This is a genomic window from Variovorax multivorans (assembly GCF_051216835.1).
Classification (GTDB): Bacteria; Pseudomonadota; Gammaproteobacteria; order Burkholderiales; family Burkholderiaceae_C; genus Variovorax.
Genome location: NZ_JBPJZL010000006.1, coordinates 171,239 through 197,030, shown reverse-complemented (window position 1 = coordinate 197,030; position 25,792 = coordinate 171,239). Strand labels below are relative to the sequence as shown.

At 64.2% G+C, this 25,792-nt stretch carries 31 protein-coding genes; 23 read left to right on the top strand and 8 right to left on the bottom strand.

What is annotated here, in order from left to right:
• The first annotated feature begins 11 nt into the window (after positions 1-11).
• From ACSFCA_RS17190 to ACSFCA_RS17160, 7 genes are all read left to right on the top strand, one after another.
• Entirely contained in the window at positions 12-1,337 is a 1,326-nt protein-coding gene (locus ACSFCA_RS17190) for an acyl-CoA dehydrogenase family protein (RefSeq protein WP_435477099.1), read from the top strand.
• The gene (locus tag ACSFCA_RS17185) at positions 1,334-1,855 is read left to right on the top strand and encodes a nuclear transport factor 2 family protein (RefSeq protein ID WP_258352335.1); all 522 of its coding nucleotides are present in this window, start codon (positions 1,334-1,336) and stop codon (positions 1,853-1,855) included. Before ACSFCA_RS17190 ends, ACSFCA_RS17185 begins: the two co-directional genes overlap by 4 nt.
• A 29-nt stretch (positions 1,856-1,884) precedes the next feature.
• The gene (locus ACSFCA_RS17180; RefSeq protein WP_435460422.1) at positions 1,885-3,177 is read left to right on the top strand and encodes an acyl-CoA dehydrogenase family protein; all 1,293 of its coding nucleotides are present in this window, start codon (positions 1,885-1,887) and stop codon (positions 3,175-3,177) included.
• Positions 3,178-3,257: 80 nt separating this feature from the next.
• Positions 3,258-4,658, top strand: a complete 1,401-nt coding sequence (locus ACSFCA_RS17175) for an MFS transporter (protein WP_435460423.1) — start codon at positions 3,258-3,260, stop codon at positions 4,656-4,658.
• A gap of 97 nt (positions 4,659-4,755) precedes the next feature.
• Positions 4,756-6,180: a FadR/GntR family transcriptional regulator gene (locus tag ACSFCA_RS17170; RefSeq protein ID WP_435460424.1), complete on the top strand. Its 1,425-nt coding sequence runs from the start codon at positions 4,756-4,758 to the stop codon at positions 6,178-6,180.
• A complete protein-coding gene (locus ACSFCA_RS17165; protein ID WP_435460425.1) occupies positions 6,177-7,706 on the top strand; it encodes a DHA2 family efflux MFS transporter permease subunit in 1,530 nt (509 codons plus the stop codon). The genes ACSFCA_RS17170 and ACSFCA_RS17165 overlap by 4 nt, the downstream gene beginning before the upstream one ends.
• Positions 7,707-7,836: 130 nt before the next feature.
• On the top strand, positions 7,837-8,259 hold the full coding sequence (locus tag ACSFCA_RS17160; protein ID WP_258352340.1) for a nuclear transport factor 2 family protein: 423 nt from the start codon (positions 7,837-7,839) through the stop codon (positions 8,257-8,259).
• Positions 8,260-8,354: 95 nt separating this feature from the next.
• Here ACSFCA_RS17160 and ACSFCA_RS17155 read toward each other — a convergent pair whose 3' ends face one another.
• The 6 genes from ACSFCA_RS17155 to ACSFCA_RS17130 are packed head-to-tail and all read right to left on the bottom strand — an operon-like array spanning position 8,355 to position 13,914.
• Positions 8,355-9,341 (bottom strand): Bug family tripartite tricarboxylate transporter substrate binding protein, encoded by a 987-nt coding sequence (locus ACSFCA_RS17155; protein WP_258352341.1) that lies wholly within the window; start codon positions 9,339-9,341, stop codon positions 8,355-8,357.
• A 46-nt stretch (positions 9,342-9,387) separates the two neighbouring features.
• The gene (locus tag ACSFCA_RS17150; RefSeq protein ID WP_435460426.1) at positions 9,388-10,278 is read right to left on the bottom strand and encodes an acetoacetate decarboxylase family protein; all 891 of its coding nucleotides are present in this window, start codon (positions 10,276-10,278) and stop codon (positions 9,388-9,390) included.
• A 15-nt stretch (positions 10,279-10,293) separates the two neighbouring features.
• The gene (locus ACSFCA_RS17145) at positions 10,294-11,748 is read right to left on the bottom strand and encodes an aldehyde dehydrogenase (protein ID WP_435460427.1); all 1,455 of its coding nucleotides are present in this window, start codon (positions 11,746-11,748) and stop codon (positions 10,294-10,296) included.
• Between the two features lie 31 nt (positions 11,749-11,779).
• Positions 11,780-12,013 carry a type 2 periplasmic-binding domain-containing protein gene (locus ACSFCA_RS17140; RefSeq protein WP_435460428.1) on the bottom strand — a complete coding sequence of 78 codons (234 nt, stop codon included), beginning with the start codon at positions 12,011-12,013 and terminating at the stop codon, positions 11,780-11,782.
• A 55-nt stretch (positions 12,014-12,068) separates the two neighbouring features.
• On the bottom strand, positions 12,069-12,941 hold the full coding sequence (locus tag ACSFCA_RS17135; protein ID WP_435460429.1) for a fumarylacetoacetate hydrolase family protein: 873 nt from the start codon (positions 12,939-12,941) through the stop codon (positions 12,069-12,071).
• A gap of 40 nt (positions 12,942-12,981) precedes the next feature.
• Positions 12,982-13,914: a VOC family protein gene (locus ACSFCA_RS17130; RefSeq protein ID WP_258352346.1), complete on the bottom strand. Its 933-nt coding sequence runs from the start codon at positions 13,912-13,914 to the stop codon at positions 12,982-12,984.
• Positions 13,915-14,125: 211 nt separating this feature from the next.
• Between ACSFCA_RS17130 and ACSFCA_RS17125 the strand changes: the two genes are divergently transcribed.
• From ACSFCA_RS17125 to ACSFCA_RS17100, 6 genes are all read left to right on the top strand, one after another.
• Positions 14,126-14,854, top strand: a complete 729-nt coding sequence (locus ACSFCA_RS17125; protein WP_258352347.1) for a GntR family transcriptional regulator — start codon at positions 14,126-14,128, stop codon at positions 14,852-14,854.
• Positions 14,855-15,238: 384 nt separating this feature from the next.
• Positions 15,239-15,820: a TetR/AcrR family transcriptional regulator gene (locus ACSFCA_RS17120; RefSeq protein ID WP_258352348.1), complete on the top strand. Its 582-nt coding sequence runs from the start codon at positions 15,239-15,241 to the stop codon at positions 15,818-15,820.
• Positions 15,821-16,402: 582 nt separating this feature from the next.
• On the top strand, positions 16,403-17,368 hold the full coding sequence (locus tag ACSFCA_RS17115; protein WP_093059408.1) for a LysR substrate-binding domain-containing protein: 966 nt from the start codon (positions 16,403-16,405) through the stop codon (positions 17,366-17,368).
• A gap of 93 nt (positions 17,369-17,461) precedes the next feature.
• Positions 17,462-18,037, top strand: a complete 576-nt coding sequence (locus ACSFCA_RS17110) for a Dps family protein (protein WP_093059406.1) — start codon at positions 17,462-17,464, stop codon at positions 18,035-18,037.
• Positions 18,027-18,926, top strand: coding sequence for a 4-hydroxybenzoate octaprenyltransferase (ubiA, locus tag ACSFCA_RS17105; protein WP_435477093.1), 900 nt, complete (start codon positions 18,027-18,029; stop codon positions 18,924-18,926). Before ACSFCA_RS17110 ends, ubiA begins: the two co-directional genes overlap by 11 nt.
• Before the next feature lie 8 nt (positions 18,927-18,934).
• Positions 18,935-19,405 carry a MaoC/PaaZ C-terminal domain-containing protein gene (locus ACSFCA_RS17100; protein WP_435460432.1) on the top strand — a complete coding sequence of 157 codons (471 nt, stop codon included), beginning with the start codon at positions 18,935-18,937 and terminating at the stop codon, positions 19,403-19,405.
• A 2-nt stretch (positions 19,406-19,407) separates the two neighbouring features.
• Here the strand turns inward: ACSFCA_RS17100 and proC are convergent, their stop codons facing one another.
• Positions 19,408-20,265, bottom strand: a complete 858-nt coding sequence (gene proC / locus ACSFCA_RS17095) for a pyrroline-5-carboxylate reductase (protein WP_258352351.1) — start codon at positions 20,263-20,265, stop codon at positions 19,408-19,410.
• Positions 20,262-21,398, bottom strand: coding sequence for an esterase-like activity of phytase family protein (locus ACSFCA_RS17090; RefSeq protein WP_435460433.1), 1,137 nt, complete (start codon positions 21,396-21,398; stop codon positions 20,262-20,264). The genes proC and ACSFCA_RS17090 overlap by 4 nt, the downstream gene beginning before the upstream one ends.
• 251 nt (positions 21,399-21,649) lie before the next feature.
• Here ACSFCA_RS17090 and rplN point away from each other — a divergent pair, with 251 nt between their 5' ends.
• From rplN to rplO, 10 genes are read left to right on the top strand one after another with little or no spacing between them, the layout of a single operon-like run.
• Positions 21,650-22,018 (top strand): 50S ribosomal protein L14, encoded by a 369-nt coding sequence (gene rplN, locus ACSFCA_RS17085; RefSeq protein WP_009124801.1) that lies wholly within the window; start codon positions 21,650-21,652, stop codon positions 22,016-22,018.
• Between the two features lie 13 nt (positions 22,019-22,031).
• Entirely contained in the window at positions 22,032-22,364 is a 333-nt protein-coding gene (gene rplX / locus ACSFCA_RS17080) for a 50S ribosomal protein L24 (protein ID WP_093059397.1), read from the top strand.
• 11 nt (positions 22,365-22,375) lie between these two features.
• Positions 22,376-22,915, top strand: a complete 540-nt coding sequence (rplE, locus tag ACSFCA_RS17075; RefSeq protein ID WP_013544114.1) for a 50S ribosomal protein L5 — start codon at positions 22,376-22,378, stop codon at positions 22,913-22,915.
• Between the two features lie 8 nt (positions 22,916-22,923).
• Positions 22,924-23,229, top strand: coding sequence for a 30S ribosomal protein S14 (gene rpsN, locus ACSFCA_RS17070; RefSeq protein WP_258352353.1), 306 nt, complete (start codon positions 22,924-22,926; stop codon positions 23,227-23,229).
• A 20-nt stretch (positions 23,230-23,249) separates the two neighbouring features.
• Entirely contained in the window at positions 23,250-23,645 is a 396-nt protein-coding gene (gene rpsH / locus ACSFCA_RS17065) for a 30S ribosomal protein S8 (RefSeq protein ID WP_093059395.1), read from the top strand.
• A 24-nt stretch (positions 23,646-23,669) separates the two neighbouring features.
• Positions 23,670-24,203, top strand: coding sequence for a 50S ribosomal protein L6 (gene rplF, locus ACSFCA_RS17060; protein WP_258352354.1), 534 nt, complete (start codon positions 23,670-23,672; stop codon positions 24,201-24,203).
• A gap of 14 nt (positions 24,204-24,217) precedes the next feature.
• The gene (gene rplR / locus ACSFCA_RS17055; protein WP_042672913.1) at positions 24,218-24,583 is read left to right on the top strand and encodes a 50S ribosomal protein L18; all 366 of its coding nucleotides are present in this window, start codon (positions 24,218-24,220) and stop codon (positions 24,581-24,583) included.
• A gap of 18 nt (positions 24,584-24,601) precedes the next feature.
• Complete coding sequence (rpsE, locus tag ACSFCA_RS17050) at positions 24,602-25,120, top strand: 30S ribosomal protein S5 (protein WP_013544109.1); 519 nt, start codon at positions 24,602-24,604, stop codon at positions 25,118-25,120.
• A 25-nt stretch (positions 25,121-25,145) separates the two neighbouring features.
• Positions 25,146-25,331, top strand: a complete 186-nt coding sequence (gene rpmD, locus ACSFCA_RS17045; protein ID WP_009124818.1) for a 50S ribosomal protein L30 — start codon at positions 25,146-25,148, stop codon at positions 25,329-25,331.
• An 11-nt stretch (positions 25,332-25,342) separates the two neighbouring features.
• Positions 25,343-25,774 carry a 50S ribosomal protein L15 gene (gene rplO / locus ACSFCA_RS17040; RefSeq protein WP_093059389.1) on the top strand — a complete coding sequence of 144 codons (432 nt, stop codon included), beginning with the start codon at positions 25,343-25,345 and terminating at the stop codon, positions 25,772-25,774.
• Positions 25,775-25,792 lie beyond the last annotated feature (18 nt).

Sequence of the window (25,792 nt, the reverse complement as noted above, 5' to 3'; positions counted from 1 at the left end):
GAAATCTTGGAATGTCAGTACCCGATATCAAACTACCACCGATGCCGCCCATGGTCCCGACCGGCGCCATCGAATCACCCTGGCTCACCGACACCGGCCGAGCCATCACAGCCAAGGTGCGCGCATTGATCCCGCTGATCCGTGAACAGGCGCGCGAGGGCGAGAAGATCGGCTCGCTCACGCCCGACGTATTGCAGGCGGTCACGGACGCCGGCATCTTCAAGATGGGGATGCCCATCGAATGGGGCGGATATGCACTCGGCGCGCGCGATCTCGTCGAAGTCATCAGCGCCCTAGGGGAAGGCGATGGCTCCGCCGGCTGGGCGGCCTTCGTCGGCGTCGGCCTGAAGAATCTGTTGGCGCTGGGCCCCGAGATCATCGAAGAGGTACGTGCCGACACCGAAGGGTGGGCCGGCCCCGCCATCGTCGGTGCGTCCGTCTATGCGACGAAGGTCGGCGACGCTCGCAAGGTCGCCGGTGGGTGGATGGTCAAGGGACGCTGGGCGTTCGGAAGCGGATGCAAGCATGCCAAATGGGCGCTGCTCGGCGTCGAATACGACCCGGCAACGGCTGGCGGTTCCGGACGCGGCGTCGTTGTGGTCCAGCGGCATCAGTACGAGATCGTCGACGATTGGCATGTGATGGGACTGTCGGGAACGGCCAGCAACAGCCTCGAGATCACCGCCGAGCAGTTCGTTCCCGCGCACCGGTTCCTGGATCTGGCCGAGTTTCCGCTGCGCATGCAGCTGATTCGCAAGAACTTCCAGGGCGCCGGGCTTCGGCAACGTGGCGTGGCCCAGCTCCTTACCGTCACGCTCACCAACATGGCCATCGCGCTGGGCATGGCGCGAGGGACTCTGGAGTGCTTCGCGGAGCAGTCGCAGACGCGCAAGCCGTTCAGCTTGCCCTATCCGACCATCGCTGACATGGCGTCGGTCCAGGTCGCCGCGGGCAAGGCGCTTGCCATGATCAAGGTGGCCGCGGCCACGATCGAAGGCTGCGCCGATCAATTGGACGCACGGACGGCGGCGGAACTGGACTTCACGTTCGAGGAGGAGTCCGAATACAGCCTCAGCCTGGCCTACGCCGGCAATCTCTGCGAAGACGCGATCACGCTCCTGCAAAAGACGATTGGTTCGTCGAGCATGTCGCTGAAGAACCCCATCCAGCGTTTCGCACGAGACATCCGGGTCCTCACGTCGCACGGTGCGATTCGCGTCGACCCGCAGGCCGAACAGAACGGCCGCCGCATTCTTGGCCGGGAACCGTTCCCGATGTTCGGCGGCGCTGTGCCCACGCGCGGCAATCCCCCCCAATTGGAGCTCGTAAACCGATGAATGATTTTTCGATTGTCGATGGCGTGGCCCAGATCCACAACCCGGAGCTGTACCGGACCTGGATCGACCGTCCGGACTACATGGAGGCGGTGGCCGCCTCCTCTTCGCCGGAGGTCACGGCGACAAAGCGGCTGCTCATCGAGTTCGAGGCCGAACTCGCTCGCATGGTGCGGGACGGCAGCGTGCAGGAGAAGGTCCAGGAGGTGATGACCCGGTTCATCGCCGAAGACTACATCCAGCATGACCCAAACGCGCCCGGCAACGGTCGAGACCTGCTCATCGAGCACTTCCGCCGCGTTCCGCTTAGTGGCGTAACGCCGCCTCCGGTGGTGAGTGTGGTCGTCGAGGGCGAGCTCGGTTGCATCATGATGAAGGAGCCGACGCCGGATCCCACCGCGCCTGGAAAGACCTACGACTGGTACATGATCACCATTTTCCGGGTCCGTGGCGGCAAGCTCACCGAGCACTGGAGCACTTTCAGAAAAATGGCGGACCCGTTCCCGCCTCAAAAGACCTGAGGCGCGCCATGAAGATGAAAGAGTTTTCCATGCCGCCCGGCGCGGCTGCGAAGTTTGCGCAGTCGCCCTATCTGAGTGAAGCCGGTCAGCGAATCCGCGACGACTTGTCAGGCAAGCTCGACCTCCTGCGTACCCATGCCCGCGAGGGCGAGGAGCTCGGGGTGCTTGCGCCGGCGACGCTGCAGGCACTGCACGACGCCGGTGCCTTCAAGATCACGCTTCCCATCGAACTTGGCGGCTACGCGCTCGGCGCGCGCGACACCGCCGAGATCGTCAACGTCCTGGGCCGTGCAGATGCCTCGGCCGGCTGGACGGTGATCGTCTCCAGTGCTGCCCGCAATACGCTGGCCTTCTCGCAGCGTGCGCGCGACGAGGTCTTCAGCGAGGTCGACAGCTGGGTCGGTCCGCTGATGTTCGGTGCAACGATCCTGGCGCCGCACGTCGGCGAGGGTCGCAAGGTCGAGGGCGGCTTCATGGTCAAGGGCAAATGGCCTTTCGGCAGCGGCTGCCGCATCGCGGCCTGGGGCTCCGTGGGCATCGGGTATGTCGATCCCGAGACCGGCGCCCATCGTCGCGCAATGGGAATCGTGTCGCGGGATCAGTACGAGATTCTCGATGACTGGAAGGTCATGGGCCTGATGGCGACATCGAGCAACAGCGTGCGCGCGGCCGAAGAGGTGTTTGTCCCGGAATACCGCGTCGTTCACATGGACCAGCTGATCGGGCTCATCGATGGGCTGCGCGGCAAGTACCACGGGCTCGGCTTCATGCACAGCCCCATCGGTTCGATGGTGGCGATGACGATTGCCTTTGCATCGCTCGCCTGCGGCATGGCAAGGGGCGCGCTGGCGGCGTTCGTCGAGCAGGCGAAGAAACGGCCTCCGTTCAACGTTCCCTACACCACGATGTCGGAGATGGCCTCCATCCAGGTGGTCGCCGGCAAGGCACGCGCGATCGTGAATGCCGCCGAAGCGGTGATCTACCGCCACGCGGACGAAGTCGACCGACGTGCGCTGGCTGGCGAGGATTTCCTGCCCCCGGACGAGCCGGAGATCACCATGGACCTGGTCCACCAGATCCACGAATGCCTGAAGGCCATTGATGGATTCCAGCTCGCGCTCGGCTCGTCGACGGTCAGCCTGACCAACCCGATCCAGCGCTTCGTGCGCGACATCCATGTGCTGGCGACGCATGGCGCGTTCCGCATCGATCCGATGGCTGAGATCAATGGCCGAGACATGCTCGGGCTGCCGCCATTTCCGATGCTGGCGGCACTGGCGCCGCCGTCCGGCATGCCACCCGGACCACCACCGAAAGGCTGATATCGACGGATCGCAAGGCCGCTTGGCGGCCACCTAGATGGGGCTGAAGCTCCACTCAAAACCGTAATGGAGACAAAACAATGGCACAGACCTTAGATCAAACCTCGTTCACCAGAGGCGAGCCGTCCGCAACCCCTTGGAAAGACTATTTCCTCGACCTGGTTCAAGCGCCTGGCCGGGCGAAAGCCGCGCTGATCGGCTGCTTCATCCTGATGACGCTCAGCCCGGCAGGCCTTTCGGCAATGATGCCCTTCGTCACCGCGTCGTTCGCGGCCAAGACCGGCCGGTCGATGCCGGAGGCGCTGTTGCTGTTCGTCGCCATTCCGTTGCTGATCGCGCCGTTCGTCCTGCCGATCGCGGGCGCCTGGGTGGACAGATGGGGCGCCAGGAAGGTTGCGGTCCCTGCCACCATCCTGTACGCAGCGGCGACCGCGCTCGTGCCACTGAGCAGTGGGATCCTCTGGCTCTTCGGCCTGGTCATCGTGCTGGCCTCGATATTCGGGTTCATGGCGAGTCTGGCCGTTGTCTTCAAGGTGATCACGGGCTGGTTTCCTCGCCACCGCGGTATCGGCTTCGCCCTGATCGGTACGGTTTCAAGTCTCGCGAGCGCTTTCCTCTCGCCGGTGTTCTTTGCGTTGATCGGCAGTCCGACCGCGCCTGCGTCCGGACTTGGCTGGAATGGTGCCTACTATGTGGTCGCCGCCTGGATCGCAGCTCTGGCGATTCCGTCCGCCTTCTTCCTCCTGTCGGAGCCCGATGACGGGGTGTCACGTATCAAGTCTCCGGTGTCTGCCAAGCCTCCGACGGCGGCGGACATGCGGGACGTTCCGGGTATTGCGTTGCGCAAGGCGCTTCGAACTCGCACGTGGATTTTCATCGCCGTGTCCCTGGCGCTGGCAGCCGCCGGACCGATGTCGGTGCGCCAGAACGCCGTCGGCTTCTTCGGCGAGCGGGGCTTCGATGCGGCGACCGTCGCAGTGTCGCAGTCGGTTCTGTTCATTGCGTCGATCGTAGGCCTGCTGTCTGGCGGATTGATGATGGACCGGGCGCGTCGCCCCTGGATCATCGTCCCGATCTTTGCAGCCGTGCCCCTCGGCCTCGTTCTCTCCTATGTCAATCATGGCAACTTGGCGGTCCTGTTCGTCGCCAACGCGCTTCTTGGCTTCGCGACAGGCGCCGAGTCTTCCCTGGGCCCATTCCTCATCGCGCGCTATTTCGGGCTGAAGTGCTTCGCGCAAATCCAGGGTCTCACCTTGGCGATCTCGACGCTGTTCCTCGGGCTCTCGCCTTTCCTGGTGAGCGCAATGCAGATGGCCACGGGCAGCTATCTGGTTCCGTTCGCCGCGCTGACCGTGTTGACCGCTCTGGCCGCGGTTCTCGCGATCTTCCTGCCGGCCTATCCGAGCGAATGGATTCATCCTGGCCGGCCGTATCGACCGACTGTTCCCGCCGCACCCGAGGACTTTGTCAGGGGACACTGAATACCGCTGGCACCAGCCAGGCGATCCGAAGAGAACCTGGCGATTCATCGATGCCGCGCAAGAGCGCCGGCACAAACAAAGATCCTGGAGACATGCCATGAATATTCCTGGTCCTGGCAATGACGTCCGGCGGCAATTCAGCGATCGGATCGTCGGTCCGGACAGCAGGCCATACACGCTGACGCACCACACCGTGGCAGCGATGGCGCAGGACCTTTCCGTTCGCGGCTGGCCAGAGGGCCACCTGATCGGGTCGGTGTCGGAACTCAGGCAGCGATTCGGCGTCGGGCGCAAGGCCTGCCAGGAGGCCATCGCCATCCTGCAGACGCGACGGCTCATCCATGTGCGGCGAGGCGCGGGCGGCGGGCTCTACGTCTGCCGTCCGGGACTGCACGACACCGCTGAAGCGCTCATCCTGCACTTGCTCCTCAGTCGCACCTCGCCCCGTGTGCTGCATGACGCGCGCCTCATCCTTTGTCAGCTGACCATCCGCGCAATCATCGGACGCGGTCGGACGCACCCCAGCCGGAGTGCATCTGCGATTCCTTGCAACCTGCCCGGCTCGGAGTTCCGGCGCCGGCTGTCACAAGCCTCGGGCAACGCGCCGATTGCCTTTCTGACGGATATCCTGGAAGAGGTGCAGCAGCGCTGCAATGCCGCCAATGTGAAAGTCGGGGCCAACCAGCCCCAGGTCCACGCCGGTCCATTGGAGGACGCGCTCCTGGCGGCCATCCGATCCGGCAACGTGGAGAGAGCGGATGTGCTCATGCGCGAGCACGTGCAGACGTTCGATGGCCCTGCGGCGAACGCGCCGACCGACATGGCGAACCTCGTCCCATCGATCGCCTTCTTCAACTCGAAGAGGTCGTGCGCGCGACTGGCGGGCCTGATCGTGGGAGAAATCCTGGCCCGCCCCTCCGGCGCGTCGATCAAGCTGGGGGCGGAGTGGGATGTAGGTGCCCGCCATGGCTACACCAGTGACATCGTGCGCCCGGCCTTGCGCATGCTTGAGGATCTCGGCATCGTTGCCTGCTGCCGGGGGCGCGCCGGCGGCGTGATCAGCACGCCGCCCAGCATCGCAACGGTCGTGCGCCTGGTCAACTCGGGGATCGCAAGCTGCGACATCTCGCCTGTGCAGAACTTCGAACTGGCAAGCCAACTCATGGTGGAGGGAGCCCGATTGGCCGCCCAACGCAACGAGGGTGCTGCGCCGACTTCGACGGGAGACGTCCCGCCGGGTCGGCTCGACACCCTGATGGATCTCATCGATGTTGAAAATGGACTTCTGGAGCTGATCGACAACCCGATCCTCACCATCTTCGTGCGCAGCTTGGCACTGCAATCGTTCTCGAGCAACGGAGCCGGGCATCCGCCATCGCTCTCGGCCAAGGTGGGCTCGGCGGTACGCGCCTGCAGCCTGCAGGTTTCACGCGCCATTCGCCATGGCGAGGCGACGGTCGCAGTGGATGCGGCCAAGCGCAAAAGCGAATTGATGCGCCCCGAAGTGGGAGGTGGTTCGTGAACATCGTCAACGACCCTTCTCAAGACATCGAGCCGGCTCGGCCGTCACCCGAAGCGCTGGATCCCTCTTTGCTGCGCGTCGCGGGAGTCGTCGTTCTCGGCGCGTTGATGTCGATTCTCGACACGACCGTCATCAATGTGGCGATCCGCGGTTTGACAACGGCATTCGACTCGCCGTTGGAAACGGTGCAATGGGTATCGACGGGCTACCTGCTGGCTCTGACCACGATCATCCCGCTCGCGGGCTGGGCGGCTGACCGGTTTGGCACCAAGCGCGTCTACATGACATCGATTCTTCTGTTCGTGACCGGGTCTGTCTTGTCGGGCGCAGCCTGGTCGATCTCGAGCCTCATCCTGTTTCGTGTGTTTCAAGGACTGGGTGGCGGCATGATCTTGCCAACGGGCATGACGATCCTGAGCCAGGTCGCAGGTCCTCGGCGGATGGGGCGGGTGATGGGCTTCGTCGGCGTTCCTGTCGTTCTGGGACCCGTGCTCGGCCCTACATTGGGGGGATGGCTGGTCGACGACGTCTCCTGGCGCTGGATCTTCTTCATCAACCTGCCGATTGGCGCCATTGCGCTGTACGCCGCGCACCGCGTATTCGTGGCCGACGAACCGAAGCTCGGGCACCCCTTGGATGGGCTCGGCCTGCTGCTGCTCTCCCCCGGGTTGGCCCTGTTCGTCTATGGCCTGGCCAAAGCCACAGGGACGGGGAGTCTGAACTCCATCGAAGCGGATGCCTGCGCGTTGACTGGTCTTGCGATGATCGTGGCCTTCGTGCTTCACGCCTGGCGCAGAGACGATGCGCTGATCGATGTTCGGCTGTTTGGCCGGCGCACTATCGCAGCCGCAGCGCTCACCAGCTTTCTACTGGGAGCGGCCTTCTTCGGCTTGTCGCTTTTGGTTCCCCTGTATTTCCAGATGCTGCGGGGCTATTCGGCCTTTGATACCGGGATGTTGATCGCGGCGGAGGGCCTTGGCGCGATGTTGGCAATGCCGCTTGCGAGCCATCTGACGGACAGGATCGGCGCCGGCAAGGTCGTCCTGGTTGGCATCGCCTGCATCGCGATCTCTGTTCTGCTCCTGGGCACGACCCGGGCGACGACACCACTCTGGATCATCGAGGTTGCGCTGTTCATCGCGGGCCTGGGAAAGGGATCGACCATGATGCCGGCGACGAGCGCCGCGCTCAGTACATTGCGAAGACATGAGATCGCCAGAGCGACCAGTGGCTTGAACGTGCTGCAGCGCTCAGGCGGCGCCATCGGGACGGCGCTGTTCTCGGTCATCCTCACGCACGGAATCTCTCGCTTCGATCCGACTGGCGATGGCTCGTACGCCGGTGTCACGCCCCACGGTTACCAAGACGCCCCGCTCTGGCTCGTGCAGGTGTTCAGTCACACCTTTCTCTGGTCGCTCGTCATCGTCGCATTGGCTGGATGTGCCGCGCTGTTCTTGCTGGGCGACAAGGCAAAGGCCAAGAGAGATGGCGCCATGGCCGACGTAGCAGACGGCGACACCAGTTGAACGGTACGCCGAACCGCGTTCGAGCTCGCGCGTCGGCAGACCTTGTCACCCTCCCGAGACGTGACGCGACCTGCTGTGACTTCCAAGGCTCTTTTCGATAACTCACACTCTGTAAACAACGATCAAAACCATGACCCACCCAACCCAATCGACAGACCAAGAGGCTCGCAATCGTCAACTCGTGATGGACTTCTACAGGCATGTCTTCGACGCCCGCAATCCTGCGGCAGTCAAGGACTTCGTGGCCGAAGACTATCGCCAGCATGCCTCTCATTTGCCCGGCGGCCGCGCTGGCCTGGAGGCTCTGGTCGCAGAGACGTTTCGTGGCTTGCCGCCGCTTGCGGTCAAGCCGGACCTCATGATTCCTCCGACGTTACTCGTCGCTGAGGGCGACATGGTGGTCATCGCAGGCGAATTTCCCCAGCCCGAGCCGGAGGATCCGACGCGCACCTATCCATTCTTCGTTTTCGATGCCTATCGCGTGCGCGACGGGAAACTCGCAGAGCATTGGAGCGGCATCAACAAGATCGCGCCCCCCAAGCATCCCGGGTGAGCGAGTGCGTCACTGCGTGCATCCACAGACGCAGTGGCCTGCCGGCGTCTTTCTGAAAAGTACTTGCCTATTGATGAATGGCCGCTGGCCTGCGCTCATTGCGGCTGCAGGTCCAATTCGCGCGCCATGGCCTGATACAGGCGAGCCTGGTTCGCGTAGAAATGTCCCAGCTGTTCCAGCGACATCGGTTCGGCGACCTCGACGCCATTGCTCTGCGAATAGCCGACGACCTCGGGGTCGCGCAGCGCGGACGCCACGGCCGCATGCAGCCGGCGCGTCGGGGCGTCCGGCAGCGCGCGCGCCACGAACACCGCAGCCCAGGCGCTGTAGACGAAATCTGCCAGGCGCTTGTCGCCCTGTTCCAGCGTCGGCACGCGGGGCAACCGGGGCGAGGCCGCCGCGGCGGTCAGTCCGTAGGCCTTGACCTTGCCCATCTCGATCAGGCTGGGAATATTGCCGCCCAAGGGCAGGAAGCTCAGATCGATCTGATCGCCCATCAGGTCCTGCAGCATCGGCGGCAGCCCTTTGTAGGGCACTGGCGTGATGGTCACGGCACTCTTGCGCGCCCACCGCTCGCCCATCAGATGGATCAGCGAACCGTAGCCAATATGCCCCAGCGTCAGCTCCTTGCCCGCCGGCTGACGTGCCAGGGCCAGCAGTTCGCTCAGGCTTGCCGCCGGCAGACCTGGCCGGCCGACCAGTACATAGGGTGTGGTGCCGACCAGCCCGACCATGCGCAGGTCTTCGGGCTTGTAGCGCGCACCGAGCATCGCCAGCGGCGTGAGGATGGGTTCCGTCTGGGAGGCAATCAGCAAGGGCGACGTCTCCGGCGCTGCGGTCAGCAGCCGGCGCACGCCCAGCGATCCACCCGCCCCCGGCAGGTTCTCGACGATCAGCGTGGCGCCCAGTTCTTTCTGCATCGCCGGCTGCATCTTGCGCGCCTGTGCGTCGGTGGGGTTGCCGGCCGGCTGGGGCACGATGAAGCTGATGGTCCCGCCAGGCTGCGCGCCGGCCAGGCGCGGCAACGAGGCCCATGTCGCCGCGCCGATCATCAGGTCTCTTCTGCGAATCGATACTGTCATGTCACACCATCCGATCAGGCAAAGACAGGAAAGCGCCCCCGGCCGCTCAGGCCGGTTCCAGCACGCGCAGGCCGTTGGTGGCGACCGCCACGCCCGGTGCGCTGAACTCGATCATCTCGGCGCTCAGGTACTCGAGGATCGGCAGCCCGGCGACGCCGTTGACCACGTGGTGGGTGGTGGGCAGTTGCTCGAAGCTGGCCGGGTTCCATTTGACCGAGCCACCGGTGGCGCGCCACTTGCGATACGTGGCATCGCCGAACCTGATGGTCTGGGCGCTGCTTTCCTCGCCAGCTCGAGGATGGGAGCAGGTCACGTAGGACACGTCGCTGCCGCCGGAGCCGAACGGCCCGGTGCGCGGCATGTACTTGTAGAAGATCGGCCCGCCCTTGGGACCGAGCAGACGCTTCTCCTGCACTTCCACCTCTTCCAGGCCATGCATTTCCAGCTCGAAGAACGTGTGATCGAACCAGGAGGCCTGGCCGGACAGCCTGCCCGTCTCGGGCCGCAGGCGGACATCGGGGATGTCGGCAAAGAGCTTCGGAAAGCCCAGTTCCTCGCGGCCCGTCGTGATCGCGTCGGGGCGGCCTTCCCAAAGCACCAGGCACAGCGCGCCTTCGATGCGCTGGTCCTTGCCGTCATAGGTGACCGGCACTTCGACATTGACGATGCCGTAGCCGCGGCCGGCGAGCCAGTACAGATCGCGAAAGAAGCCCAGCGTGACGTGAACTTCCGGTGCTGTCAGCTGAAAGCCTGCAGGCAGCAGTGCCTCCAGCCTGGCACGGTCCGAACGGTAGGCGATGGTCGCCCATTGCACGTTGGCGGTGCCGCTTTCCTCGGCGGTCCAGGGCGTGCCATCCGCTTTTTGCCGCGGACCTGGCGCCGGGCCGAAGACCACGGGCATGCGATAGCGCACATTGGATTTGAATTCGAACGTCATGAGGGCTCCTGGTATTCAGAACGGGTAGTGGCGCGTTGTCGTCTGCACGGTCAGCCAACGCAGTTCGGTGAATTCATGCACGCCGGCGCGGCCGCCGAAGCGGCCGACGCCGCTGGCCTTGACGCCGCCAAACGGCATCTGGGCCTCGTCATGCACCGTCGGTCCGTTGATGTGGCAGATGCCGGACTCGATGCGCTTGGCGACCTCCAGTGCGCGCGCAGTGTCGCGGCCAAAGACGGCCGATGCGAGGCCGTACTCGTTGTCGTTGGCGCAGGCGATGGCCGCCTCGACGCCGTCGACGCGCACGATGGCCTTGACCGGGCCGAACGATTCCTCGCCATAGATCTTCATTGCCGGTGTCACATGGTCGAGCAAGGTGGCGGGGAACAAGGTGTCGCTGGCCTTGCCGCCGCAGACCAGGCTCGCGCCCTTGGCCAGCGCGTCGTCGATCAGGTCGTTGCAGCGCGCCACGGCGTTCATGTCGACCACCGAGCCCAGCACCACCGGCGCCGGTCCACGCGGATCGCCGTGCGGCAGGGATTTCGCCTTGACGGCCAGCTTGGCCACGAACTCGTCTGCCACCTTGGCGTCGACGATGATGCGTTCGGTCGACATGCAGATCTGGCCCGAATTCGCGAAGGCCCCGAACGCGGTGCCGCTGACTGCGGCGTCCAGGTCGGCATCATCCAGCACCAGCAGCGGCGCCTTGCCGCCCAGCTCGAGCACGACCGGCTTGAGATGCGTCGCGCACAGCTGCGCGATGATGCGGCCGACGCGGGTCGAGCCGGTGAAGTTCACGCGACGCACGGCCGGGTGGGCAATCATCGCCTCCACCACCGCGCCCGCATCGGCGGGCGCATTCGTCACGAAGTTCACGACACCGTCGGGCAGGCCAGCTTCCTGCAACACCTCGATGATCAGCTGGTGGGTGCGTGGGCACAGCTCCGAGCCCTTCAGCACCACCGTATTGCCGCAGGCCAGCGGGGTGGCGATCGCGCGCACGCCCAGGATCACCGGCGCGTTCCAGGGGGCCATGCCCAGCACCACGCCGGCCGGCTGCCGCACCGCGAGGGCCAGGCTTCCGGGCACATCCGAAGGGATGACCTCGCCGCTGATCTGCGAGGTCAGCGCCGCGGCCTCCTGCAGCATGCCCACGGCCAGCTGCGCATTGAAGCCGCCCCACAGGCCGGTGGCGCCGGTCTCGGCGGACATCGCCTCGATGAACTGGGGCGTCTTGGCCTGCAGCACCGCAGCCGCCTTCAGCAGCAGCCCACGGCGTTCGCTCGGGCCCATGGCGGCCCAGGCGGGGAAGGCAGCGGCGGCGGCCTCGACGGCGGCCGTCGCATCCGCCACGGTGGTGGCGGCGGCGCGCGAGACGACTTGCTCCGATATCGGGTTGCGCCGCTCGAAGGAGGCGCCGCCGGTCGCCGCGCGGGACTGGCCGCCGATCAGCAGTTGAACATCAAACATGAGTCATTCCTTGGATGAAAAAAGGGGAAATTCATTGCGCCACCAACCTGACCACCTGGGCCAGGCGCCGGTAGCGGGCCGTCTGCTCGGTCAACATGCGCTCGGCTTCGTCCAGCGTCATTGGCCTGCCGGGCACTGCGCCGCCCGACGCGATCTGTCGGCGAAACTCCGTGTCCTGCACGGCCTGACCGATCGCACCGTTCAGGCGCTGCGCGACCTCCAGTGGCACGGTGCGTGGCACGAACAGCTCACTCGCCAGGGTCATGGCAGGCTCCAATCGGCAGGGGTTCGGCGATGGCCGTTGCGGTCGGTCGCTTTTTTCAGGCGAAGTCCGGCTCGGGCAGCACGCGGTTCTCGATATGGCCGAGTCCCTCGATGGCCACCTTGACCACATCGCCCGGCTGCAGGAACTTGCCCAGCGCAATGCCGACGTTGGCGCAGGTGCCGGTGGCGATGAGGTCGCCCGGCTCCAGGGTCATCACCTGCGACAGCTCGTGGATCTGCTCCCTGATGTTGTAGATCATCCCGCCGGTGCTCGAACTCTGTCGCTGCTCGCCGTTGACCCACAGCGTCATCTGCAGGGCATGCGGATCGGCGATCTCATCGGCCGTCGTGATCCACGGGCCGATCGGTCCGTGGCTGTCGAAGGACTTGCCGAGGGTGAAGGTGGGGCTCTTGAACTGCCAGTCGCGCGCCGTCACGTCGTTGCAGACGAAATAACCGCCGACCACGCTGGGCGCATCTTCCACGCTCACATAGCGGCAGCGCTTGCCGATGACGACGCCCATTTCCGCCTCGTAGTCCATCTGCTCGGAGACGCGCGGCTTGAAGATCGGATCGAAGGGGCCGGTGATGCAGCTGACCTGCTTGTTGAACCAGAGCTGGTTCTTGGGCACCGGCACACCGGCGCGCGCGGCCTCCTGCGCATGGTCGTGGTAGTTCATGCCGATGGCCATGTACTTCTGCGCATCGGGAATCGGCGCTTCGAGCTTGACGTCGACCAGCGCAATGCCGACGTGCTGCTGGCGCACCAGCGCCTCGCTCAGCCGCTGGATCAGCGCAGGGCCGGCCGCCAGGATCTGGCGGATGCTTGCCGGCGCGGCGGGGTCCAACGTGGCGAGCGGGACGATGCGATCGTCGAGGACGGCACCGATGCCGGTGCGGTTGTCGAAGGTGTAACGGGCGAGTTTCATGGCGTGCTGCTGGAGTTGCGGCTCAGGTGGTGAAGGAGGCTCAGGCGAAAAATTCCGGGGACAAGGCCGGCGCCCATTGCCGCAGCTCGTCGTTGTTGATCTGCGCAGTGCCCACGGGTGTGTGGTCGTTGACCAGGTCGCCGTCGGTCCAATGCTCGACCTTGTTGCCGAAGGGATCGCGCCAGTAGTCGAAGATCTGGCTGCCTTGCACATGGCGGCCGACGCCCCATGAGTGCTGCCAGCCGCCGGCCTTCAGGTGCTCGCCGCCCAGGACAACATCGTCCAGGTCCAGCACCTCGAAGGCACTGTGATCGAAGCGCGCGGGGCCATCGGGTGAAGCGATCAGTGCCACGGTGTGGTGGTCGGTCCACTGCTCGCCGAGCCCGCAATGCATGAAGGCGGCAATGACGTTTCCCTCCTGGCCCGCCCAGTACGTGTCGGACACGCGCAGGCCCAGCACATCGCGGTAGAAGGCCAGGGTCTTGGCAAAGTCGGGCACCAGCAGGACCAGATGACCCAGCCGCATCACCGAGCAGGGGCCGGGCTTCAGGCGTATCGCCTTGCCGAGTCGGCGGCGCTCGCCCGGCGAGTTCATCGTGATCGGCGCGCGCGTGGGCAGCGGCGGGTGCTGTGCCTGCCCATGGATCACATCGACCAGAAAACCGGCGGGATCGGTGATGCGCACCCGCTGGCCGCCGCCCGGCTCGGGGTTGTCTTCGACTGCAACGCCCAGCTTCTCGGCCAGGCGCGCGAGATCGCTCGCGCTGCCGGCGCGCAGCCCGAAGCCGACGCTCGCGTTCTCGGCGCCAAGTTCGCTCACATGCACATGGTGGGCCGAGCCAGCCGCCCGCATGTACAGGGCGGTGGACGTGCGAGCGGCGAGTTGCAGGCCGAACTCGTTGAGAAAGCATTCCATCTTGTCCAGATCCGGAACCTGGTACCGGACAAAGGCGATGTCCTGCACAGCAATCATGGGTGAAAACTCCTTGGGGAAGCGACGAAACAGGCAGGCGCTTTTGCACCGAGTCGCGCTGCTCGACTGCCAGAAGATTAAATCCAAAATTATCGATAAAACATAGGAATAACCATTATTTTGAAAGATGGACGCCAAGCCTTGTTTCAACGATCATTCGTTCACTACGATGGAGGAGCGCTTCTTCTGAAGCGCGGCGTCGACAAAACGAATGGAATTCGTCACCCCCGCTCCCAGTGCCAAGAGCCTGGCAACCCAGGCCTTCGAGCGCCTGCGCGCCGATATCCTCGGAGGCCAGCTGCGACCCGAGATGCGGTTGCGCATCCAGGCGCTGTCCGAGCGTTATGGCATCGGCCCCACGGCCATCCGCGAGGCCCTGTCCCGCCTCGTGACCGATGGCCTTGTCGAGGTGCAAGACCAGCGGGGCTTCTGCGTCGCCAGCGTGTCGCGCGAGGAGCTGACAGACCTCACGCGCACCCGTATCGAGGTGGAATCACTCGCACTGCACGGCGCGATCGCGGACGGCGATCTGGAATGGGAGTCCGGCATCCTGTCCGCCTTTCACCGGCTGTCGAAGACGCCCGTGCCTTCCTCGCCCGAGCTGCATGCCCCATGGGCGGCGGCGCATCGACAGTTCCACGAAGCCTTGGTTGCAGGCTGCTCATCGCAATGGACACTGCGCCTGTGCCGACTGCTCTACGACCAGTCCGAGCGCTACCGCAATCTGGCCGAACGCTACACCTCGCGGCAGAAACGCGACCCGATCGCCGAACACCGCGAAATGATGGACGCAGCCATTTCCCGACAGCCCGACAAGGCGGTGCAACTGCTGCATGCGCATTTCTGGGAAACCACGGAAATCATCCTGCAGGCGGTCTTCGGCGATGGCGGCAAGAACCAGGCAAAGCCAGCACACGCGCGGAAAGAGCGCGGCAGTTGAAGAAGAAAGGCGCTGCAGCCCGAAGTCGAGGCGTAGATCCTCGACTCTGGCAAACCCGGTAGGTGCGGCCGCCTACGCTGGCACCGCCTGGCCAAGGTGGTCACTGCGCGACCCCTTCTTGCGGAGTGCGACGTGCCTGGCACCTTCGTGGCGGCGATTGATTTCACATTAACCTGGCCTGAACGCCCATCTCGTGCACAGGTGACACCGCATCCAAGCTGGCGGCGGCCATGAACGCGATAACGGCGATTAAATATACGGTAATGTACTGAAATGAATTTTTATCATAGTGAATTTTCAATTAAAACAGTCAGAGCTGTATAAAAATAAGGACGCCCGCAGATGCGAGTAAAGACCGAAGCAAAGCGCGATGCCATCGTCCAGGTGGCATCGGAAGTCTTCAGGGAACTGGGGTTCAAGGGGGCCTCCATCGTAGAGATCGCCGCGCGCGTGGGCGGCTCCAGGGCAACGCTCTACGGCTATTTCAGCTCCAAGGAGGAGTTGTTCGTTGCCGTGATCCACGCCTCTGCAAGCAAACACTTCGGCCCCATCTTCACGGCGCTGGCGCAGGAGGGCGAGGACGACCTTGCGCAGGTGCTACAGCGCTTCGGCGAGAAGGTCCTGGCCGTGGTGTGCTCGCAAGAGGTCATCCAGGCGCACAGGGCGGTGATCGCCGAATCCGGCCGCAGCGACATCGGGCGGCTTTTCTACGAGGGCGGGCCCAAGAAGGGCGTGACCGCGATGGCAGACTTCCTGGCCCAGCAGATGCACAAGGGCCGGCTGCGGCCGGCCGACCCTGTCTTGGCGGCACACGATCTGATGAGCCTTCTCGATTCGCAGACCGTCAAGCCGAGCCTGTTTGGCATCCAGGGGCCGTTGACCCGCAAGGAACTTCGTGAGGCGACGCGGCACGCCGTGCAGGTGTTTCTTGGCGGATACGCTGCAGGAGGCAAGACCGCCGAGTGAAAGCCTGCAGCCCGCTCGGGCTGCTCTTTCGTTGAATGAGCTATGCATTGCGACCGAGACTGCTGCCTGCGGTATCAAGTAAGCCGAGGTTTTTTGGGGATGCTGTGGTTTGATGAAATCTCCACGCGCATTGTTCCAAGGTGCTTGCCTCAGGCCTTCGCCAGCGCAGCAATCTCCGTCGCGCCGAGCGCGCCGCTGTAGAGGCGCAAATCGTCCAAGCGCCCTTGCAGATCGGGTTCACTGGAATACTGCGATGCGTATTCCGGTCCGATCTGGGCACCTGTTCCGGTTCAATCTGAGCATCTGTTTCGATTCGACCTGAGCCCCAGCTCCAGGCTGTCCGATGAGGTGCGTGAGGTGATCTTCTCCAAGGAGTACGTTTCCGGAAAGCAATCCCACCAGCTTTGCAGGCGGCTCTACTACTTCGAACCACCGGTATCGCGAGCACTTGCTGGGTTGGGGACTTTCGAAGCCCTGACTGTTGATTTCCATCCAGAAGTGACCCATTTGACACTCTGTTAGGAGCCTTTAAGACCCCAAGCCCGCCCGGTCACACACCCTTGCGCATAATTGACGCAAGCTATGACTCTCACCGAACTCAAATACATCGTCGCAGTAGCCCGCGAACGGCACTTCGGCAAGGCGGCCGAGGCCTGCTACGTTTCACAGCCGACCCTCTCGGTCGCGATCAAGAAGCTCGAGGACGAACTCGAAGTCAAGCTCTTCGAGCGCAGCGCCGGCGAAGTGACCGTCACGCCTCTGGGCGAGCAGATCGTGCAGCAGGCGCAGAGCGTGCTCGACCAGGCGGCCAGCATCAAGGAAATTGCCAAGCGCGGCAAAGATCCGCTGGCAGGTCCGCTGAACCTGGGCGTGATCTACACCATCGGGCCGTACCTGCTGCCCGACCTCGTGCGCCAGGTGATCGCGCGCACGCCGCAGATGCCGCTGGTGCTGCAGGAGAACTTCACCGCCAAGCTGCTCGAGATGCTGCGTGCCGGCGAGATCGACTGCGCCATCATGGCCGAGCCCTTTCCCGACACCGGCCTTGCGATGGCGCCGCTGTATGACGAGCCCTTCATGGCGGCGCTGCCCAACAAGCACAAGTTTGCCGATCGCGAATCGATCACCTCCGAAGAGCTGCAGAGCGAAACCATGCTGCTGCTGGGCACCGGCCACTGCTTCCGCGACCACGTGCTAGAGGTGTGCCCGGAGTTCGCGCGTTTCTCCAGCAATGCCGAAGGCATCCGCAAGAGCTTCGAAGGCTCTTCGCTCGAAACCATCAAGCACATGGTGGCCTCGGGCATGGGCGTGACGCTGGTGCCGCGCCTGTCGGTGCCGGCCGAGGCGATCAAGCCCAAGGTCAAGGGCCGCAAGGAGCCCGAGCAGATGGTGCGCTATCTGCCAGTGCGCGATGCGCACGACCGCGACCCGCCCACGCGCCGCGTGGTGCTTGCATGGCGGCGCACCTTCACGCGCTACGAGGCGATTGCGGCGCTGCGCAACGCGATCTATGCGTGCGAGCTGCCGGGCGTCAAGCGCCTGTCGTAGATCGCTGGGATAGAGTCACGCTGTTGCGAAGCTGCTTGCCGGCTTTCAGAATCCAGGTGTTCTCCCCTCCAAATTGCAGAAAGACCTCCCGCCATGGCCAAAGACTCGAAAAAATCATCGTCCGCCTCCTCTGCCGGCAAGGTGCCCAAGAAAGGCGGCGCGGTGGTCGCGCAGGAGTCGGGCAGCCGCAATGCGCCGATCATCAACATCGGCATCGAGCGCCAGGACCGCGCCGCCATCGCCGAAGGCCTGAGCCGCGTGCTGGCCGACACCTACACGCTCTACCTCACCACGCACAACTTCCACTGGAACGTGACGGGCCCGCATTTCAACTCGCTGCATGCGATGTTCATGGGCCAGTACACCGAGCTGTGGGGTGCAACCGACGTGCTCGCCGAGCGCATTCGCGCGCTGGGCCACTATGCGCCGGGCTCGTACGCCGAGTTCAGCAAGATCGCCACCGTGCCCGACGTGCCGCAGACTCCGCCCAAGGCAATGGAGATGGTGCGCATCCTGGTGAAGGGCCACGAAACCGTGTCGCGCATTGCGCGCGAATTCATTCCAGTCGCCGAAGAAGCCGGCGACGACCCGACGGCCGACATGCTGACCGCGCGCTGCACGGTGCATGATCAAACGGCCTGGATGCTGCGTTCGCTCCTTGAAGACTGAATCCGCTCCCCCCGTCACTGCGCCCGCGCCTCCTCGCGGGCGTTTTGCGTTGTACCTCGACCTGATCCGCTGGAACCGTCCGGCGGGCTGGCTGCTGCTGCTGTGGCCCACTCTTGGCGCGCTCTGGTTCGCGGCGGGCGGCTGGCCGGGCTGGCATTTGCTGGTCGTGTTCACGCTCGGTACCTTCCTCATGCGCAGCGCGGGCTGCTGCGTCAACGACGTGGCCGACCGCGACTTCGACCGCCACGTGAAGCGCACGGCGCAGCGGCCCGTTACCAGCGGCGCGATGTCGGTCAGGGAAGCGCTTGGGCTGGGCGTGGTGCTGGCACTGGCGGCTTTCGGCCTGGTGCTCACGACCAACCGCACGACGGTGCTGTGGTCGTTCGCGGCGCTGGCCATCACGCTGATCTATCCGTTTGCGAAGCGTTTTGTCTCGGTGCCGCAGGCGGTGCTGGGCATCGCTTTCAGCTTCGGCATTCCGATGGCTTTTGCGGCGGTGCAGTCCACCGTGCCGGTCTTTGCCGCGTGGTTGCTCGCGGGCAACCTGTTCTGGGTGCTGGCCTACGACACCGAGTACGCGATGGTCGATCGCGACGACGATCTCAAGATCGGCATGAAGACTTCGGCCATCACCTTCGGCCGCTTCGACGTGGCGGCAGTGATGGCGAGCTACGCGATCTTTCTTGCGGTCTGGACCTGGGCTGGCGCGAGCCGTTCGCTGGGCGTGCTGTTCTACGTGGGCATTGCCGTGGCCCTGGCGCAGGCGCTGTGGCACTGGCGGTTGATTCGCGACCGCACACGCGAAGGCTGCTTCAAGGCCTTCCGCCTGAACCACTGGTTGGGCTTCACGGTGTTTGCCGGCGTCGTGGCCGGCTACGCCGTTCGCTGAGAGAGCGCATGCTGGAACGACTGAAGCAGAAGATCGGCCAGGAGGGCTTCTCCGAATGGCACCGCATCACGCAGGAGATGGTCGATCGCTACTCGGAGCTGTCGGGCGACGGCGAGGGCGAGTGGATTCACCTCGACCCCGAGCGCGCGGCGCGTGAGGCGGGCTACGGCGGCACCATCGTGCAGGGCTTCTTCCAGGTCTCGCACCTGATCCGGCTGACCGCCGAAGCCATGCGTACGCTGCTGCCCTTCGATTCGAACCATGCGCTCAACTACGGCTTCGACCGTCTGCGCTTCGTGCGGCCGATGCCGGTGGGCGCGCGCTTCAGGGCAAGGGTGCGCATCGCGGAAGTGACGCCCAAGCCCGGCGACAGCTTTCTGCTGAAGGAAGAAGTCTGGCTCGAGTTGGAGGACGGCACGGTCACGCTGGCCGCCGAATGGCTGTTCTTCCTCGGGCCGCGCGCGCTGCCCGAGGCCTGAAATCAGTCGCGGCCGAATTCCTCGCCCAGCTCGGCGGCGCGCTTCTGTGCTGCACGGATCGCGGTCTTGAATTGCGCCTTCACGTCGGCAGCCTGCAGCGAGGTGATGGCCGCGTAGGTCGTGCCGCCCTTGGAGGTCACGCGTTCGCGCAGCACCGATGGTGGCTCGGTTGCACTGTGCGCCAGTGCCGAGGCGCCAGTGAAGGTGCCGATGGCCAGCCGCTGCGCCTGGTCGGGCGTGAGGCCCATCTCGACGCCGGCTTCGGTCATCGCCTCGATGAAATAGAACACGTACGCCGGGCCCGAGCCGGACATGGCGGTCACGGCGTCGAGCGCCGGTTCGGCATCGACCCAGATCAGTTCACCGGTGGGCGCCAGCAACTTCGCGACCGTCGAGCGGTCGGTGCTCTCGACGCCGGGGCGGGCGAAAAGGCCCGTCATGCCCTTGCCCACCAGCGCGGGCGTGTTGGGCATGGCGCGCACCACGCGCTCCGTGCCCAGCCAGCGGGCGATGCTGCCGGACGGAATGCCCGCGGCCACGCTCAGGTGCAGGGCGTCTTCGGCAAAGTCGCGCACCGCGCGGGCGGCTTCGGCAAAGGTCTGGGGCTTGACCGCCCACACCACCACGCCGCAGCGCGACAAGGCCTCGCCCGCCTCGGCCTTCGCGACGATGCCGAAGGACTGGGCCAGCTTCGTGCGGGCCTCCTCGAAGGGCTCGACCACCTCGAACGCATCCGCCGGGGTGCCTTGCTGGATCAGCCCGCCGATGATGGCGCTGGCCATGTTGCCGCCTCCGATGAAGGCGACGGGGGGCAGCGGCGCGGGGCCGGTGCGGGGCAGGAAGGTCACGGCGATGGTCATGGTCGGTCGGCGTATTCGAAGGCTGCGAACTGGGTGATTTGAAGCGGATTGAAATTGTCGTCGCTCACGACCACCAGCATGCGCTTGCCGTTCGGCAGGGGTGGCCCCCAGCACATGCCTTCGGTGTTGTCGAGGCGGGACAGGCCGAGCGCGGCGAAGTTGGCCACCAGCGTCTTGGCTGCCGGCCGGTGGTTGCCAGATGCCAGCGTGTCGACCGCAAGCACGTCGCTGGCGGCGCGGGTGTCGATTTCGTAGAGGCGCAGCGAGTTGCCGGCGCCGGTGGCGTAGGCGCGCTCCAGCACCAGCATGCGGTCGGCGTCGAGCATCAGGATCTCGCTTACGCCGTTGTCGGCGTAGCTGCCGGGAATCAGCGGGCGCAGCGGGATGGCGTCGGGGATGTAGGCGATCTGGCGGTCGGCCTGGCCGGTTTCCAGGTCGATCCGGGTAAAGCGGCAGGGGCCGCCGGGCGCGCTGGTGGAGGGCTCGGGACCGTCCTGGATCAGGGCGTTTTCCATCGCCAGCCAGGCGAAGCGGCCGTCGGGCGTGAGGGTGACGCCTTCGAAGGTCAGGTTGTCGCGCGGGCCGCGGCGCTGGGCCGGGTCGGGCTGGAACATTGCCGGCATCGGGAATTCGCGCAGGAAGCGGCCGTCGCGGGCCGATTCGTACAGCGCAGGGCCGAAGCCGCGGGCGATGTCGCCTTCGCTGGTCCAGAGCAAGGTGTTGGTCGTGGGGCGCAGCCGCAGGGCTTCGGGGTCGGGCACGGGAAGCCCGTCGACCGCGTGGCGCCGGTTCGGCCAAGGCCCGCCGCCGGGGCGTTGCAGTTGCACCACGCCTGCCGGCTCGGGCTGTTGCTCGGCTTGCGGATGGAGCCAGCGGGCGATGTAGTAGCGTGCGGGCGCCAGGTCTGACCGGTCATCGCTGATGAGCAGGTACTCACCTCGGATCGGGTCGTAGTCGATGCCGGAGAGGCCGCCGACCACGGTACCTTCTATATGAAGGCGGTGCGGCCAGCGCGCCTCGCCAATGCGGCGCAGCCGGCCAGGGTCCGGATTCGGAGTCGCGCTCTTGCAGCCAGCCAGGCCCAGCGCTACCAGGGCGGCTCCGCCCGCCAGCAGGTGACGTCGCTGGAGCAATGAGGGCGAAAACGAGGATTTCAGGGGCTGGCGCACGCCCCGGAGTCTAGTGGCAGCGCGAGATGGTGTAATGGGGTTGTTGACATCGGCATTAGTGCGTGCAACAATCGCGGGCTTCGCTTCTAAAAGGCGAAGCTTTCAGCCCAAAGCGGAAGTGTCTCGAGTGGTTCGAGGCATGGACGACGGGCCCAAGACTGACCGCGGTGCCTCCCTCCTGGATGCACATCGGTACAAGTTGGGAATATCAAGAAATGATCCAAACTGAATCCCGGCTCGAAGTGGCCGACAACACAGGCGCGAAATCCGTCCTGTGTATCAAGGTGCTCGGTGGCTCCAAGCGGCGTTATGCCAGCGTGGGCGACGTCATCAAGGTCAGCATCAAGGAAGCCGCTCCGCGTGGTCGCGTCAAGAAGGGCGAGATCTACAGCGCAGTGGTGGTCCGCACCGCCAAGGGCATCCGTCGCGCCGACGGCTCGCTCGTCAAGTTCGACGGCAACGCAGCAGTGTTGCTCAACGCCAAGCTGGAGCCCATCGGCACCCGCATCTTCGGACCGGTCACGCGCGAACTGCGCACCGAGAAGTTCATGAAGATCGTGTCGCTGGCACCTGAAGTTCTGTAAGGACAACAACGCCATGAACAAGATTCGCAAAGGCGACCAGGTCATCGTGTTGGCCGGTCGTGACAAGGGTAAGCGCGGCACCGTGTCGCTCCGCAAGGACGATTCGCACGTGCTCGTCGAAGGCATCAACGTCGTCAAGAAGCACACCAAGCCGAACCCGCTCAAGGGTACGACCGGTGGCATCGTCGAGAAGTCCATGCCCATTCACCAATCCAACGTGGCGATCTTCAATGCTGCGACCGGCAAGGCCGATCGCGTGGGCATCAAGATCACCCAGGGTGCTGACGGCAAGCGCGTGGCTGTTCGCGTCTTCAAGTCCAGCGGCGACGAAATCAAGATCGCCTAAGAGGTACTCACATGGCACGTCTCCAACAACACTATCGCGAAAAGATCGCGAAAGACCTGACGGAAAAGTTCGGCTACAAGTCGCCGATGCAGGTTCCGCGCCTCACCAAGATCACCCTGAACATGGGTGTGGGTGAAGCAGTCGCCGACAAGAAGGTTCTCGACAACGCTGTCGCCGACCTGACCAAGATCGCTGGCCAGAAGCCCGTGGTCACCAAGTCGAAGAAGGCTATCGCCGGTTTCAAGATCCGCGAAAACCAGCCGATCGGCTGCATGGTCACGCTGCGTGGCGTGCAGATGTATGAGTTCCTGGACCGTTTCGTGACCATCGCGCTGCCGCGTGTTCGCGACTTCCGCGGCATTTCCGGCCGTGCGTTCGACGGCCGTGGCAACTACAACATCGGCGTCAAGGAACAGATCATTTTCCCTGAGATCGAGTACGACAAGGTCGATGCCCTGCGCGGTCTCAATATCAGCATCACGACGACGGCCAAGACCGACGAAGAGGCCAAGGCGCTTCTCGCTGGTTTCCGTTTCCCGTTCAAGAACTGAGGTGATCTGTGGCTAAAGCATCTTTGATCCAGCGCGAACTCAAGCGCGACAAGCTGGTTGCCAAGTTCGCTGCGAAGCACGCGGAACTGAAGGCAATCTCCAACGACGTGAAGAAGAGCGACGAAGAGCGCGCTGCAGCCCGCCTGGGCCTGCAAAAGCTCCCGCGCAACGCGAACCCCACGCGTCAGCGCAACCGTTGCGAAATCACTGGTCGCCCGCGTGGCACCTTCCGTCAATTCGGTCTGGCCCGCGCCAAGATCCGTGAACTGGCTTTCGCTGGCGACATCCCCGGTGTCACCAAGGCCAGCTGGTAAGCCAGGCAGGAGCAAACAACATGAGCATGAGTGATCCCATTGCCGACCTGCTGACGCGTATCCGTAACGCGCAGATGGTGGCGAAGCCCACTGTGTCGGTCCCGTCTTCCAAGGTGAAGATCGCGATCGCACAAGTCCTGAAGGACGAGGGCTACATCGACGGCTTCCAGGTCAAGACCGAAGCTGGCAAGAGCGAGCTTGAAATTTCGCTGAAGTACTACGCTGGCCGTCCGGTCATCGAGCGCATTGAGCGTGTGAGCCGCCCCGGCCTGCGCGTCTACAAGGCCAGTGCTTCCATTCCGCAGGTTCAGAACGGCCTCGGCGTTGCGATCGTCACGACCCCCAAGGGCGTGATGACCGACCGCAAGGCTCGCGCCACCGGTGTCGGCGGCGAAGTTCTGTGCTACGTCGCCTAACCGAGACATCGAGGAGTTACTGAAATGTCCCGAGTAGGAAAAATGCCGATCACCATCCCCGCAGGCGTGGATGTGTCGATCAAGGAAGACCAGATCAGCGTCAAGGGCACGGGCGGCACGCTCAGCCTCGCGCGCAACGCGCTGGTGAAGGTCGCCAGCAATGACGGCAAGCTGAGCTTCGAGCCCGCCAACGAGTCGCGTGAAGCGAACGCGATGAGCGGCACGATTCGTCAGCTGGTGAACAACATGGTGGTTGGCGTGACCAAGGGCTTCGAGAAGAAGCTCAACCTGGTCGGCGTCGGCTACAAGGCCGCAGCGTCCAACAACAAGTTGAACCTGCAGGTTGGTTATTCGCATCCGGTCAACATCGATATGCCCCAAGGCATCACGGTGGCCACCGCGACCCCGACCGAAATCGTGATCAAGGGTGCTGACCGTCAGCGCGTTGGTCAAATCGCCGCTGAGATCCGCGCTGTTCGTCCGCCTGAGCCTTACAAGGGCAAGGGCATCCGTTATTCGGACGAGAAGATCGTGATCAAAGAGACCAAGAAGAAGTAAGGGGCAGCAAAATGATGTTGACCAAAAAAGCACAGCGTCTTCGCCGCTCGCGCCAGACCCGCATTCGCATCGCGACGCAGGGCGTGGCCCGTCTGACGGTGAACCGCACCAACCTGCACATCTACGCGACCGTCATCTCCGACGACGGCACCAAGGTGATTGCAACCGCATCGACGGCAGAAGCCGAAGTGCGTACCTCGCTCGGCGGTTCGGGCAAGGGCGGCAATGCCGCTGCTGCCACCGCCGTCGGCAAGCGCATCGCTGAAAAGGCGAAGGCTGCCGGCGTCGAGAAGGTCGCCTTCGACCGCGCAGGTTTCGCATACCACGGCCGCGTCAAGGCGCTGGCCGAGGCGGCTCGCGAAGCCGGTCTGCAGTTCTAACCGGACACGAGATTCAAAATGGCAAAGATTCAAGCAAGAACGCAGAACGAAGGCCCTGAAGACGGTTTGCGCGAGAAGATGATCGCGATCAACCGCGTCACCAAGGTGGTGAAGGGTGGTCGTATCCTCGGTTTCGCAGCACTCACCGTGGTGGGCGACGGCGAAGGTCGCGTCGGCATGGGCAAGGGCAAGTCGAAGGAAGTGCCTGCCGCTGTGCAGAAGGCAATGGAAGAAGCCCGTCGCAACCTGGCCAAGATCTCGATCAAGAACGGCACGCTGCATCACCGCGTGACGGGTCACCATGGCGCCGCTTCGGTCGTCATGATCCCCGCCCCGAAGGGTACCGGCATCATCGCTGGCGGCCCGATGCGCGCTGTGTTCGAAGTCATGGGCATCACCGATATCGTGGCCAAGAGCCATGGTTCGTCGAATCCCTACAACATGGTTCGCGCCACGCTCGACGGGTTGAAGAATTCGACGACCGCGTCCGCAGTGGCTGCCAAGCGTGGCCTGACCGTCGAAGAAATCTTCGCTTGAGCGCAAGCCTGAAAGAAGCATTCAAATGACGACGCAACAACAAACCCTCAAGGTGCAATTGGTCAAGAGCCCGATTGGCACCAAGGAATCGCATCGCGCGACCGTGCGTGGCCTCGGCCTGCGCAAGCTCAATAGCGTGAGCGAGCTGCAAGACACCCCTGCGGTGCGCGGCATGATCAACAAGATCAGTTATCTGGTCAAAGTTCTGTAAGAGAGACTGATATGGAACTCAATGGCATCAAGCCGGCGGATGGCGCCAAGCACGCCAAGCGCCGCGTCGGCCGCGGTATCGGCTCCGGCATCGGCAAGACCGCAGGTCGTGGTCACAAGGGCCAGAAGTCGCGCGCAGGCGGTTTCCACAAGGTCGGCTTCGAAGGCGGTCAAATGCCGCTGCAGCGTCGCCTGCCGAAGCGTGGTTTCAAGTCGCATCTGCTGAAGTTCAACGCCGAAGTCACGCTGACTGCCCTCGAGCAGCTCGGTCTGGCCGAAGTGGACGTCCTGGCACTGAAGCAAGCCGGCCTCGTTGGCCAGCTCGCCAAGGTCGTCAAGATCGTCAAGACCGGTGAGCTCACCAAGGCCGTCAAGCTGACGGGCGTGGGTGCAACGGCTGGCGCCAAGGCTGCGATCGAAGCAGCCGGCGGCAGCATCGCCTGATCACCATCGGACTGAAAG

Excerpts from the sequence above, each read along its gene's own strand:
- ACSFCA_RS17190 (WP_435477099.1), top strand. The coding sequence starts at position 12 with ATGTCAGTACCCGATATCAAACTACCACCGATGCCGCCCATGGTCCCG.
- ACSFCA_RS17185 (WP_258352335.1), top strand. The coding sequence starts at position 1,334 with ATGAATGATTTTTCGATTGTCGATGGCGTGGCCCAGATCCACAACCCG.
- ACSFCA_RS17180 (WP_435460422.1), top strand. The coding sequence starts at position 1,885 with ATGCCGCCCGGCGCGGCTGCGAAGTTTGCGCAGTCGCCCTATCTGAGT.
- ACSFCA_RS17175 (WP_435460423.1), top strand. The coding sequence starts at position 3,258 with ATGGCACAGACCTTAGATCAAACCTCGTTCACCAGAGGCGAGCCGTCC.
- ACSFCA_RS17170 (WP_435460424.1), top strand. The coding sequence starts at position 4,756 with ATGAATATTCCTGGTCCTGGCAATGACGTCCGGCGGCAATTCAGCGAT.
- ACSFCA_RS17160 (WP_258352340.1), top strand. The coding sequence starts at position 7,837 with ATGACCCACCCAACCCAATCGACAGACCAAGAGGCTCGCAATCGTCAA.
- ACSFCA_RS17155 (WP_258352341.1), bottom strand. The coding sequence starts at position 9,341 with ATGACAGTATCGATTCGCAGAAGAGACCTGATGATCGGCGCGGCGACA.
- ACSFCA_RS17150 (WP_435460426.1), bottom strand. The coding sequence starts at position 10,278 with ATGACGTTCGAATTCAAATCCAATGTGCGCTATCGCATGCCCGTGGTC.
- ACSFCA_RS17145 (WP_435460427.1), bottom strand. The coding sequence starts at position 11,748 with ATGTTTGATGTTCAACTGCTGATCGGCGGCCAGTCCCGCGCGGCGACC.
- ACSFCA_RS17140 (WP_435460428.1), bottom strand. The coding sequence starts at position 12,013 with ATGACCCTGGCGAGTGAGCTGTTCGTGCCACGCACCGTGCCACTGGAG.
- ACSFCA_RS17135 (WP_435460429.1), bottom strand. The coding sequence starts at position 12,941 with ATGAAACTCGCCCGTTACACCTTCGACAACCGCACCGGCATCGGTGCC.
- ACSFCA_RS17130 (WP_258352346.1), bottom strand. The coding sequence starts at position 13,914 with ATGATTGCTGTGCAGGACATCGCCTTTGTCCGGTACCAGGTTCCGGAT.
- ACSFCA_RS17125 (WP_258352347.1), top strand. The coding sequence starts at position 14,126 with ATGGAATTCGTCACCCCCGCTCCCAGTGCCAAGAGCCTGGCAACCCAG.
- ACSFCA_RS17115 (WP_093059408.1), top strand. The coding sequence starts at position 16,403 with ATGACTCTCACCGAACTCAAATACATCGTCGCAGTAGCCCGCGAACGG.
- ACSFCA_RS17110 (WP_093059406.1), top strand. The coding sequence starts at position 17,462 with ATGGCCAAAGACTCGAAAAAATCATCGTCCGCCTCCTCTGCCGGCAAG.
- ACSFCA_RS17100 (WP_435460432.1), top strand. The coding sequence starts at position 18,935 with ATGCTGGAACGACTGAAGCAGAAGATCGGCCAGGAGGGCTTCTCCGAA.
- proC (WP_258352351.1), bottom strand. The coding sequence starts at position 20,265 with ATGACCATCGCCGTGACCTTCCTGCCCCGCACCGGCCCCGCGCCGCTG.
- rplN (WP_009124801.1), top strand. The coding sequence starts at position 21,650 with ATGATCCAAACTGAATCCCGGCTCGAAGTGGCCGACAACACAGGCGCG.
- rplX (WP_093059397.1), top strand. The coding sequence starts at position 22,032 with ATGAACAAGATTCGCAAAGGCGACCAGGTCATCGTGTTGGCCGGTCGT.
- rplE (WP_013544114.1), top strand. The coding sequence starts at position 22,376 with ATGGCACGTCTCCAACAACACTATCGCGAAAAGATCGCGAAAGACCTG.
- rpsH (WP_093059395.1), top strand. The coding sequence starts at position 23,250 with ATGAGCATGAGTGATCCCATTGCCGACCTGCTGACGCGTATCCGTAAC.
- rplF (WP_258352354.1), top strand. The coding sequence starts at position 23,670 with ATGTCCCGAGTAGGAAAAATGCCGATCACCATCCCCGCAGGCGTGGAT.
- rplR (WP_042672913.1), top strand. The coding sequence starts at position 24,218 with ATGTTGACCAAAAAAGCACAGCGTCTTCGCCGCTCGCGCCAGACCCGC.
- rpsE (WP_013544109.1), top strand. The coding sequence starts at position 24,602 with ATGGCAAAGATTCAAGCAAGAACGCAGAACGAAGGCCCTGAAGACGGT.
- rpmD (WP_009124818.1), top strand. The coding sequence starts at position 25,146 with ATGACGACGCAACAACAAACCCTCAAGGTGCAATTGGTCAAGAGCCCG.
- rplO (WP_093059389.1), top strand. The coding sequence starts at position 25,343 with ATGGAACTCAATGGCATCAAGCCGGCGGATGGCGCCAAGCACGCCAAG.